Below are 10,385 nucleotides of genomic sequence, written 5' to 3'. Positions count from 1 at the left end.
GTACGGGACCAGGGCGCCCCGTCCTGGTGGCCCGCCCTGGTCCCGTACGTCGCGCAGATGCACGCCTCCTGGCACGCCTTCCGCGCCTTCGGCCGCGCCCGCCACCCCCGGCTGCGGGTCTGCTTCGCCCTGCTCGCGGGCCTCGCCCCGCTGCACGGCGAGCGCCTCGCCGCCCGCTCGTCCGCCGCCGAGCGCGGCCGCGGCGCCATCGACCCGCAGATCTTCTACGAGACCTCCTCGTACGGCACCCGCGCCGTCGACGCGATGCTCCGCACCACCGGCATCGACGCCCTCTGCGCCGGCAGCGACCGCCCGTACGCCGAACCCGTCCACCCGGACCTCGGCGACGCGGCCGCCCTGCACGCCATCCGCACGACCAACCCCGACCGCCTGCTCAACGGCTGAACGGAGCCTGATGACCACGTACGACCACCTCCCGCACCGCAATCTCGCCAAGCACGAGCTGCAGGCCCTCGTCGACGAGCTGGCCCGGCAGCCCGAGCGGTGGCGGCACGAGGTCGCCTTCAGCGACGACGAGCGCCACTACGCCTCGCTCCACCGCGACGACTACGTCGACATATGGCTGCTCTGCTGGACCCGGCAGAACGACACCGGCTGGCACGACCACGACATCTCCTCCGGCGCGGTCCGGGTGGTCCAGGGCGAGCTCACCGAGCACAACCCGCGCATAGGCGGCGCCCACCTGGAGACGACGGTCGCGGCCGGCGAGTCCTTCTGCTTCGGCCCCGAGCACATCCACCGCCTCACCGGCGCGACGGACGACGCCGTGTCGATCCACGCGTACTCGCCGCCGCTGTGGCGGCTCGGCCAGTACGACATCTCCCGGGACGGCGTGATGCGCCGGGTCTCGGTGAGCTACGCGGACGAGCTGCGGCCGCTGGACGAGGTCGCCGGCTGACGGAAAAGGTGGGGTTAGCACCACTGACGCGGGTTCGGTCCTTCCGTACCGTGAGATGCATGACCGCGCGTGATCCGGAGATTCAGAAGGAGCTCGACGCCACCCTGCAGACCCGCAGGGAGCTCGGGCCCGATTACGAGGACGAACTCATCGAGGGCTTCCTCGACAAGGTGCAGCAGCGCATGGACGGGCAGCTCGACCTGCGCACCCGCCGGCAGCTCGCCGAGCAGCAGCTGATCGTCGCCCGCGGCAGCCGCCCCGCGCCGCCGTCCGGCGACGGCTCGAATTTCGGCGAGCGCTTCGGCTTCGCCACCATCTCGCTCATCCTCGCGATCCCGCTGTCGGCGATCGGCGCGGTGAACGCGGGCCTCGCCGGGCTGTTCGTCACCTGGGGCGGCATCGTCGGCATCAATGCCGTGCACGGCTTCCGCGATACGTTCAAGAGCGCCCTGCTCGATCGACGCAAGGGCAGCCGCTCGGACTGGGATTGAACCTTTCGCGAACCGTCACGCGCGCGCAGCAGCCAGTTAACACGGCTCCGGCAGATTAAGAGTCGCGCCTAGGACAACCGGAGCGGCTCCCGGACCTCCTACGGACGCCGGACGCGTACTGCGCGTCCCTTGCGGGGACCGCCGTCGTCCCGCCCTTGGTGGCAACACCAGGGTGCGGCGGTCCCCGCCATCACACTTCTCATTTCCCGATGAAGCCCTCGTCCCGCAGGAACTTCAGCGCGGCCTGCTGGGGCGTGGCGCCGTCGATGTCGACCATGCCGTTCAGCTCGATGATCTTCGACTGGGTGAGCTTGTCGCCGAGCGCCAGCGCCAGCTTCTCCAGCTCCGGGTGCTCCTTCGCCGTCTCGTCCCGCACCGTCATGCCCAGCAGCTGGGTGATGATGTGGCCGCGGTCGTCCTCCAGGACCTTCAGGTCCATGGACTTGATCCGGGCGTCGGTCGTGAAGACCTCGGCGAAGTTGCACGGGCTCTGCTTGGCGACGTTGATGAAGTTCAGCGCGAAGGCGTTCTGGGTGACCTGCGCGGGCGGGAAGCGGACGTCGTACGTGTCCGACATGTTCTCCAGCTCGCGGTCCAGGAACTCGGACGCGCCGCACAGCGACAGCTCGCCCGGGTGCTCCTTGGCGAGCTTCTTCCAGTCGCTCATCTTGTTGACGTGCCGCGCCGGGCCGGTGGCGTCCTTGGCCCGCGCGATGGCGTACTGGTCGCCGAACTTCGCCGGACCGAACCAGGTGATCTTGTTCTGCTGGTGGTCCAGCTTCGCCGTCTCGGTGTACTGCTTCTTCGCGGACGGCAGCACCGAGTCCTTCTTCAGGAACTCGGTCCACCCGGTGCCCGCGTACTCCCAGTAGACGTCGACATCCCCGCTGACCAGCGACTTGCGCACGATGGGCGTGCCCATCAGCCCGGTCTGGTCCTTGGCCTTGCCGCCCGCGGCCTGCAGCGCGTAGATCAGGATCTGCCCGAGGATCAGCTGCTCGGTGAACTCCTTCGAACCGACCGTCAGCGAGACGCCCTTGAGGTCCACGTCCTTGGCGAGGCTCCCGCCCTTCAGCTGCGCGGCGGTGGCCGTGGAGGGCAGGTCCGTACCGGCGGAGGAGGACGAGCAGCCGGCCGCGAAGAGCAGCGGGAGCGCGGCGAGCAGCGCGACTGGGCGCGTCAGGCGTTTCACGACAGCCCCCGGGGCTTGAGGAGGTCTTCTACGATCCCGGCCGCCCAGTCGACGAGCAGCGCCAGCGCGGCGACCATCACGCTGCCGGAGAGCAGCACCAGGTCGCGGCTGGAGTTGATGCCGTTGTTGATGACGTCGCCGAGGCCGCCGGCGCCGACGAAGGTGGCCAGCGCGACCGTGCCGACGGTGATCACCAGCGCGGTCCTTACCCCCGCGAGGATCACCGGCACGGCCAGCGGCAGCTCGATCCGACGCAGCACCGCGCCGCGCGTCATGCCCATCCCGCGGGCCGACTCGATTACCGAGCGGTCGACCTGCTGCAGCCCGGCGATGGTGTTCCGCAGCACCGGCAGGATGCCGTACGCGAGGAAGGCGATGATCGCGATCTGATTCACGCCGAGGGTCTCGAAGCTCACCGCCAGCAGCACGATCAGGCCCAGGGACGGCAGCGCCTGCCCGATGTTGGCGATGACCAGGATCGGCGAGGCCCAGCGGCGCGCCCAGGGGCGGGTGAGCAGAATGCCCGCCGGGATGGCGACGAGCAGGATCAGCGCCGTCGTCAGCAGCGTCAGACCGAGGTGGTCGAAGATGCGGCTGGTCAGGTACTCGGTGTTGAGGCTGCGGCGCTCGATGCGGTCCAGTTCGTGGCCGGAGACGTAGAGGTAGAGCGCGAGCAGGGCGGCGCCGACGAGCAGCGGCATCAGCGCGTGGCGCCCGTATGCCAGCAGCGGGGAGCGCGGCCGCACCCGCGGGACGGCGGCGTCGGTCCGCGGCTCTGCGATGACCGCCATCTCTTACGACACCTCCTGGCTCTGCCCGGCCGCGGAGTTGTTGGCGTGGATGAGGGTGCGCAGCGAGTCGAGCTCCAGGACGCCGCGGTAGCGGCCCTCGGCGTCCGTGACGACGTGCCCCGTGGAGCTGTAGGTGAGCATCCGGTCCAGGGCCTCGTAGAGGGTGTCGCCGGGCCCCAGGGCGCCGAGCAGCGGCACCGTGCGGCCGTCCTCGGCGGCCTCGGCGGCGGGCAGCCAGCCGACCGGCCTGCGGTCGGCGTCGAGGACGAGGAGGAAGTCCCGGTCGGTGCCGGCGGCGGCGACGCGGCGCCGGTCCGCGGAGTCGTCCGCGCCGACCGTGGGCCAGTTGTCCGGGACCTCGACGTCGGCGAGCCTGCTGAGGGAGAGCCGCCGCACGGCGGCACCCGCGCCGATGAAGGACGACACGAACTCGTTGGCCGGCTCGGAGAGGATCTTCTCGGGGGTGTCGTACTGCTCCACCCGCCCGTTCTGCGAGAAGATCGCGATCCGGTCGCCCATCTTCACGGCCTCGTCGATGTCGTGGGTGACGAAGACGATGGTCTTCTTCAACTCGGCCTGGATGCGCAGGAACTCGTTCTGCAGCGCCTCGCGATTGAGCGGGTCGATGGCGCCGAACGGCTCGTCCATCAGCATCACTTCGGGATCCCCGCCCAGCGCCCGCGCGACGCCGACGCGCTGCTGCTGGCCGCCGGAGAGCTGCTTGGGGAAGCGGCGCCGGTACGTGTCCGGGTCCAGGCCGACGAGGTTCAGCAACTCGTCGACGCGCGCCGCTGTCCGGTCCTTGGACCAGCCGAGCATCCGCGGCACGGTCGCGATGTTGTCGGCGACGGTGCGGTGCGGGAAGAGGCCGGTCTGCTGGATGGAGTAGCCGATGCGGCGGCGCAGCAGGTCGGGGTTCTCCCGGGTGACGTCCTTGCCGTCGAGGTAAATGCGGCCGGACGTGGGCTCGATGAGCCGGTTGATCAGCTTCATCGTGGTGGTCTTGCCGCAGCCGGACGGGCCGACCAGGACGACGATCTCGCCGGCCGGGATGTCCATGGTGAGGCTGTCGACGGCGGGCTTGCCGTGGCCGTCGTAGGACTTGGTGAGCTTCTCCAGCCGGATGGTGCCGGTGGCGACGTCAGTCATGCGCTGAGTCCTCTCGACGTCGTGAGGCGGTTGAGCAGCGCGAAGGCCGCGTCGAACAGCACGGCGAGCGCGATGATCGCCGCGGCGCCCTCGATGGTCAGGTAGATGGCGAAGGGGGTGCCGGCCTTGTCCAGGCCCTGCAGGATGAGGTTGCCGAGCCCCGGGCCGTTGACGGCCGCGGCGATGGCGGCGATGCCGAGCAGCAGCTGGGCGGCGACCCGCAGGCCGGTGACGATGACCGGCCAGGCGAGCGGCAGTTCCACGCTCAGCAGGATCTTCGCCCGGCTCATCCCCATGCCGCGCGCCGACTCCACCACCGCCGGGTCGACTTCGCGCAGCCCGACGACGGCGTTGCGGATGATCGGCAGGAAGGCGTACATCGTCAGCGCCACGATGGAGGGCCCGTTGCCGAGCCCGAGCGGCGTGATGAGCAGGCCGAAGAGCGCGTACGACGGGATCGTCAGGAAGATTCCGGCGATCCCGAGCACGACGGCGCGCGGCAGCACGGTGCGGTAGATCAGCACCGCGAGCGGCAGCCCGATCGCCACCGCGATGCCGAGTCCTTCGAGGACCAGGATCGCGTGATCGACCGTGGCGTCCCGCACCTCCGGCCAGTTACCGGAGAGAAAGTCGTAGAAGCCCACGGCGCGCCCCTACCCCGGGCGCGCCCCCGCGAACGTCACGGAACAATAAAAGCGCAGGTCAAAGCGCTACGACTTAGCACTCTTCGCCAGATATAGGCTTACGGCCCGATCGGCGGCTGAAGGCGGCAACACCTTGAGGCGAAGTATGAGCGGGACAGTGACGGCAGTCAGCCGCAACGGCGAGTACTCGTTCACCAAGCCGAACCGGGACAGCATCATGCTGCTTGCCGGGCTCGGCGTGGAAGGCGACGTACACGCCGGCGTGACGGTCAAGCACCGCTCGCGCGTCGCCCAGGACCCCACCCGGCCAAACCTGCGCCAAGTCCACCTCATCCACGAGGAACTCTTCGCCGACGCCGGTGGTGAGGGATTCAAGGTGGCGCCCGGCGAGCTGGGCGAGAACATCACCACGCGCGGCATCGATCTACTCGGCCTGCCGGTCGGCACTTTGCTGCGGATCGACGGTGAGGCGGTGCTGGAGGTGACCGGCCTGCGCAATCCCTGCTTGCAGATCGACAGTTTCCAGGACGGGCTGCTGAAGCAGGTCGTCGGCCGTGACAAGTCCGGCAACATCGTGCGCAAGGCCGGAATCATGAGCATCGTGCGAGAAGGCGGCCCGGTACGCCCGGGCGACACGATCAAAATGGAGCTTCCCAGCGGGCCTCACCGGCCCTTGGACCGGGTCTGAACACCCCTGTCGATTACTCTCCGTAACTTCGTGAATGGCGGGTCGTTACCAGGTCGGACAATCGCATTGCGCACATGCATCCGGTGGGGGAGTTATGAGTGGCTGGTCCAGAACATTCCTGAATCCGGGCCTAGTTGTGGCCCTCCGAGAGGGTATGCCGTTCGAACAATGGCTGGCGGGCCGCATTCCCGGCGTCGACTACGCGCGAGTCAGTGCTGATCCGAGCGCGCGCTCGGCCACCCGTCGCCGACTGCGGGAAGCCGGAACCGGAGTGCGCCATCAACACGAGGACAATCTGGAGACGGCCGCTCGGCTGGGCATCGCTATCGTTGCCTCCTTCGAGGACAACAGCATGTCCGCCGTCAACCCCCACGTGGTACGCCAAGCCTTTCGCGAAATAATCGCTGCATTACTCTTCCGCCAGACTCAGGACGGGCTCCCGGTGCGAGCCGTGATCGCCACCGAGCGGGAGCGCGTCTGGCGTACCGAATCCGACGGACTCGCCTTCCAGCAAGCAGTGACCGTCATGAGCGACGGCCTTTTCGTAGAACGGGGGAAGCCGTACGAATGGCCGGGCCCGCAGCAGGCAGTGCCCGGAGCCCTCTCGGGCGAGCAAGAGGTGGAGAACACAAGGAGGCGCATTGGGCGAAGCGTTCGGAGAAGGGCCATCGACGGGAGCAGCCCGGGCGGCCGACGCCGCTTCGGCTGGCAGGCAGCTGATCCGACGCTTGGCGTGCAGGTGAACATGCTCATGGACACCGCAGAGTGGCCGATCCTCTGCAAGATGATCGAAGCCGGCCTCCAGGGCATTCCCTGGAAGGAGATCGCGCGGCGGCTGAACGCGGACGGTGTGCTTACAGCGTCGGGCAAAGCATGGAGCGGCGAGACGGTCCGGCAGGCGCTCGTCAATCCTGTCCTATGCGGATACCGCGCCATCCACGGCGAACTCGTCCTGGATCCCACGACAGGCCGGCCGGTGGTAGGCAAGTGGGACAAGCCAGCTTCCGTTCCGGAGTGGCAGCGGCTGGTCGAGATCTCTCGGGCTCGAGGCGCCACTCGCGGTACGCGGCTCAGCAACGGCAGCCCCAAGCCCGGCGGGACAGTCGGCAGGCCGCGCAAGTACCTCTTCAGCGGCACCCTGCGCTGCGGAGCAGCCACCGCGTCGGCCGATCCCTGCCTGCAGCGCATGGGTGGTGTCCGCAGGCCGACATCGGCCGACCCCGACAACGCCGTCTACACCTGCACCCGACTGGGATGCGGAAGGACGGCCCGGAACATGCGTTCAGTCGATGAGTACCTGACGCGAATGGTGCTCTCCGTAATGGACGAGAGGCGCCGGTCTTCCCCCATGCACGCAGTCGCCCGACCGGGCGCCGAAGTCCTGCGTCGCTTGTACGAGGAACTGCGCCTGCTCGATGACCGTCTACTCGCGGAGTCCGGCACAGATTCCGCCCTTGTGCTTCACCGCCATGGCCTGTTGGAGCGGATTGCGCTCCTGGAGGCGACGCAGACAGCGCGAACCAATGGGGAGCCGGAGCAGGCCTGCATCCCCTCCGCCTGGCCGGACATGAGCCTTGCGGAACGGCGCGCGGCCATCGAGACGGTGCTGGAATGCGTGGTGGTACACCCTCTGCCGCCTGGACGGTCGCGATGCGCTCCGTTCGATCCCGGCCTCCTGGAAATCCGCTACCGGGAATGGGTACGCCCGGTCGCAGCAGGATCCGCCGGATTGGCCGCCAGGAACGACAGCAGATCCTGACGGGACACCACTCCGGATGGCTTCCCCTCGATGAGCACTATGGCGGCATCAGCACTCTGTAGCTCCTGCATCAGCTCCCCCACCGACTCACCGGAACCGAGCTGTGGGAGAGGCGCACCCATGTGCTTCGCAATGGGGTCATCCAGCTTCCCTCTACCGGCATACAAGGCGTCGAGCAGCTCCCGTTCGACCACCGACCCCACGACTTCTGCCGCCATGACGTCGGGATGTCCTGCCCCCTGCCGTACGACCGGCATCTGCGAGACGCCGTACTCCCGCAGAACCTCAATGGCCTCACCCACGGTCTCGTCGGGATGCATGTGCACGAGCGACGGCATCGCGCCTTCCTTGTGCCGGAGCACGTCCGCCACCCGCGCGGTCGGCTCTTCCTCCTCGAGGAAGCCGTAAGAAGCCAGCCACTCGTCGTTGAAGATCTTGCTCATGTAGCCGCGCCCGCTGTCCGGCAGCAGCACCACGACGGTGTCCTCGGGCCCGAGCCGCTCGGCCACGCGCAGGGCGGCGACGACAGCCATCCCGCAGGACCCGCCGACCAGCAGCCCCTCTTCCTTGGCGAGCCGCCGCGTCATCTGGAAGGAGTCCTTGTCGGACACGGCGACGATCTCGTCGGGGATCGCGGCGTCGTACGCGGTCGGCCAGAAGTCCTCACCGACACCCTCGACGAGATACGGACGCCCGGAACCACCGCTGTACACGGACCCCTCGGGGTCGGCGCCGATGACCTTCACGTGCCCCTCGGAGGCTTCCTTCAGGTAGCGCCCCGTACCGGAGATGGTGCCGCCGGTGCCGACACCGGTGACGAAGTGCGTGATCCGCCCCTCCGTCTGCTGCCACAGCTCCGGGCCGGTGGAGTGGTAGTGCGAGAGCGGGTTGTTCGGGTTGCTGTACTGGTCCGGCTTCCACGCGCCCGGGGTCTCGCGCACCAGGCGGTCGGAGACGTTGTAGTACGAGTCGGGGTGCTCGGGGTCGACGGCGGTCGGGCAGACGACTACCTCGGCGCCGTACGCGCGCAGCACATTGATCTTGTCGGTGGAGACCTTGTCCGGGCAGACGAAGATGCACTTGTAGCCCTTCTGCTGAGCCACCATCGCCAGACCCACACCCGTATTGCCGGAGGTGGGCTCGACGATCGTGCCGCCGGGCTGCAGCTCACCGGACTTCTCGGCCGCCTCGATCATCCGGACGGCGATCCGGTCCTTCACGCTGCCGCCGGGGTTGAAGTACTCCACCTTCGCCAGCACGGTCGCCTCGATGCCGGCGCTGACGCGGGTCAGCTTGACCAGCGGGGTGTTGCCGACGAGATCGATCATGGACTCGTAATACTGCACCGCATGCTCCAGGTGATCAGCACGTTGTTGCGTTCGGGACGGAATCGGGCAACAAGCTCTTAGTACGTCTACCGCCGCAACGGAGAGGTGGGGCCAAGCCTATGACGATGTCGAGGGCGCGCGTGGCACGGCGCATCGCGGCGGCGGCGGCGTATGGCGGCGGCGGGATCGGACTGATGGGCGGGTTGGCGGTCGGCCTGCTGCTGACCGAGGTCCGCCTGGCCCGGCGCACGGTCGGCGGCTCGGACGACGAACCGCCGCGGGCGGACGGCCTGTACGGGGCGCCCTTCGGGCGCGGGGGTGCGGGGCTGCGCGGCGGGGAGTCACTGCGACTCGGCTTCCTCGGCGACTCCACGGCCGCGGGCCAGGGCGTGCACCGCCCGCGGCAGACGCCGGGGGCGCTGCTGGCGTCCGGCCTCGCGGCGGTGGCGGAGCGCCCGGTGGAGCTACGGAACGTGGCGCTCCCCGGCGCCCAGTCCGACGACCTGGAACGCCAGGTCACAACGCTGCTCGACGACCTCGGCTTCCGCCCGGACGTGGTGGTGGTGATGATCGGCGCGAATGACGTCACGCACCGAATGCCACCCGCGCAGTCCGTCCGCTATCTGAAGGACGCGGTCCGCCGGCTACGGGCAGCAGGCGCGGAAGTGGTGGTCGGCACCTGCCCGGACCTGGGCACGATCGAGCCGGTCTACCAGCCGCTGCGCTGGCTGGCCCGCCGAATGTCCCGCCAACTCGCGGCGGCCCAGACGATCGGGGTGCTGGAGGAGGACGGCCGGACGGTGTCGCTGGGCGACCTGCTGGGCCCGGAGTTCGAGGCGAACCCGCGCGTGATGTTCGGCCCCGACAACTACCACCCCTCGGCGGACGGCTACGCGACGGCGGCGATGGCGGTATTGCCGACACTGTGCGCTGCCCTGGGCCTGTGGCCGGCAGAGGACGACCGCCCGGACGCCCGGCGCGAGGAGGGCTTCCTGCCGGTCGCCACGGCGGCAGCGCGTGCGGCGGAGGAGGGCGGCACGGAGGTCGCGGCGGTCCCGGCCCCTGCGGGACGGGGACCGTGGGCACTGCTCAAGCATCGGCGACGGAGGCGGGTATCTCCGTCGGAGGATGAGCCGGCGGCGGCTTAGGCGGGGGCGGGGCGACTTGGCCTGCCGAGCTGCGGCTGAGCCCGGTGAGCGGGGGCGGGGCGGCTTGGCCTGCCGAGCTGCGGCTGAGCCCGGTGAGCGGGGGCGACTGGGCGAGGCATCAGCCTGGCCTGCCGGGCCACGGCCGGGCAGGCGAGCAGGCGAGCAGGCGAGCAGGCGACGGTAAGCCCGCGCCAAGACGCCGCCCGGGCAGGACGAGGGCGCCCCCGCGCCTACCGCGCCTACCGCGCCCGATCCTCTCCCTGCCCGCCCTCGAAC

At 69.4% G+C, this 10,385-nt stretch carries 11 protein-coding genes; 6 read left to right on the top strand and 5 right to left on the bottom strand.

What is annotated here, in order from left to right; translation table 11 throughout:
* The 3 genes from G5C51_RS35410 to G5C51_RS35400 all read left to right on the top strand — a co-directional run.
* A partial coding sequence (locus tag G5C51_RS35410; protein WP_476715150.1) for an amidohydrolase family protein occupies positions 1–405 on the top strand: 405 nt, incomplete at its 5' end.
* 10 nt (positions 406–415) lie between these two features.
* Positions 416–919 (top strand): cysteine dioxygenase, encoded by a 504-nt coding sequence (locus tag G5C51_RS35405; protein WP_165243843.1) that lies wholly within the window; start codon positions 416–418, stop codon positions 917–919.
* A gap of 59 nt (positions 920–978) precedes the next feature.
* The gene (locus tag G5C51_RS35400; RefSeq protein ID WP_165243842.1) at positions 979–1,410 is read left to right on the top strand and encodes a hypothetical protein; all 432 of its coding nucleotides are present in this window, start codon (positions 979–981) and stop codon (positions 1,408–1,410) included.
* Positions 1,411–1,609: 199 nt separating this feature from the next.
* Here the strand turns inward: G5C51_RS35400 and G5C51_RS35395 are convergent, their stop codons facing one another.
* The 4 genes from G5C51_RS35395 to G5C51_RS35380 are packed head-to-tail and all read right to left on the bottom strand — an operon-like array spanning position 1,610 to position 5,186.
* A complete protein-coding gene (locus tag G5C51_RS35395) occupies positions 1,610–2,602 on the bottom strand; it encodes a glycine betaine ABC transporter substrate-binding protein (protein ID WP_165243840.1) in 993 nt (330 codons plus the stop codon).
* The gene (locus G5C51_RS35390; RefSeq protein ID WP_165243838.1) at positions 2,599–3,393 is read right to left on the bottom strand and encodes an ABC transporter permease; all 795 of its coding nucleotides are present in this window, start codon (positions 3,391–3,393) and stop codon (positions 2,599–2,601) included. Before G5C51_RS35390 ends, G5C51_RS35395 begins: the two co-directional genes overlap by 4 nt.
* Before the next feature lie 3 nt (positions 3,394–3,396).
* Entirely contained in the window at positions 3,397–4,542 is a 1,146-nt protein-coding gene (locus tag G5C51_RS35385) for an ABC transporter ATP-binding protein (RefSeq protein WP_165243836.1), read from the bottom strand.
* Complete coding sequence (locus G5C51_RS35380; RefSeq protein WP_165243834.1) at positions 4,539–5,186, bottom strand: ABC transporter permease subunit; 648 nt, start codon at positions 5,184–5,186, stop codon at positions 4,539–4,541. Before G5C51_RS35380 ends, G5C51_RS35385 begins: the two co-directional genes overlap by 4 nt.
* Before the next feature lie 145 nt (positions 5,187–5,331).
* Here G5C51_RS35380 and G5C51_RS35375 point away from each other — a divergent pair, with 145 nt between their 5' ends.
* Together G5C51_RS35375 and G5C51_RS35370 are read left to right on the top strand one after the other, a co-directional pair.
* Positions 5,332–5,874 (top strand): MOSC domain-containing protein, encoded by a 543-nt coding sequence (locus G5C51_RS35375; protein WP_165243832.1) that lies wholly within the window; start codon positions 5,332–5,334, stop codon positions 5,872–5,874.
* Between the two features lie 154 nt (positions 5,875–6,028).
* Positions 6,029–7,633, top strand: a complete 1,605-nt coding sequence (locus G5C51_RS35370) for a recombinase family protein (RefSeq protein WP_165243830.1) — start codon at positions 6,029–6,031, stop codon at positions 7,631–7,633.
* Here the strand turns inward: G5C51_RS35370 and G5C51_RS35365 are convergent.
* A complete protein-coding gene (locus G5C51_RS35365) occupies positions 7,561–8,979 on the bottom strand; it encodes a cystathionine beta-synthase (RefSeq protein WP_165243828.1) in 1,419 nt (472 codons plus the stop codon). The genes G5C51_RS35370 and G5C51_RS35365 overlap by 73 nt on opposite strands.
* Before the next feature lie 101 nt (positions 8,980–9,080).
* Here G5C51_RS35365 and G5C51_RS35360 point away from each other — a divergent pair, with 101 nt between their 5' ends.
* Positions 9,081–10,109 carry an SGNH/GDSL hydrolase family protein gene (locus G5C51_RS35360; RefSeq protein WP_165243826.1) on the top strand — a complete coding sequence of 343 codons (1,029 nt, stop codon included), beginning with the start codon at positions 9,081–9,083 and terminating at the stop codon, positions 10,107–10,109.
* The last annotated feature ends 276 nt before the right edge of the window (positions 10,110–10,385 follow it).

Source organism: Streptomyces coryli (genome assembly GCF_011044975.1).
Classification (GTDB): Bacteria; Actinomycetota; Actinomycetes; order Streptomycetales; family Streptomycetaceae; genus Streptomyces; species Streptomyces coryli.
The sequence above is the reverse complement of the archived record's forward strand: the minus strand, read 5'-3'. Positions and strand labels throughout refer to the sequence as shown.